The following is a 392-nucleotide window of genomic DNA, read 5'->3' as shown; positions in this document are numbered from 1 at the left end:
TCGCCTAGGCTCGGCATGCCCGCACTCCGGCACGGCTCCGCGGGCCGCCGCGACGGGCCATCCATGGCCCGGCGCGGCTAAATCGGCATCCTTGCCGATTTACCCGCTCCACCGTGCCTACTTGCGGCCATCGTGGTTGACGGGGCCCGCAGATCAAAATCAAAAGCAGATCAAGATCAAAAGCACGCAGCCTCGCTGGCGCTCGACAGCTGCTACGGGGTGGCGCTGCTTTTCTGTGGGAGCTGGCTTGCCTGCGATGCAGACACCTCGGTGGATCAGGTACGCCCAGTCGATGCTATCGCAGGCAAGCCAGCTCCCACATTTGACCGTGCCCGATTCTGATCTTGCTGTTGCTGTTGCTGTTGCTTCACCACACTCAAGCCGGCCGGTAG

At 62.8% G+C, this 392-nt stretch carries 1 pseudogene; it reads right to left on the bottom strand.

Annotation, left to right across the window (positions count from 1 at the left end):
• Positions 1-159: 159 nt before the first annotated feature.
• Positions 160-392: pseudogene (locus HX873_RS31665) on the bottom strand (hypothetical protein); the annotation flags it as partial.

The organism is Pseudomonas sp. P7758 (assembly GCF_013386485.1).
Lineage (GTDB): Bacteria > Pseudomonadota > Gammaproteobacteria > Pseudomonadales > Pseudomonadaceae > Aquipseudomonas.
This window is presented reverse-complemented; position numbering and strand designations above follow the sequence as displayed.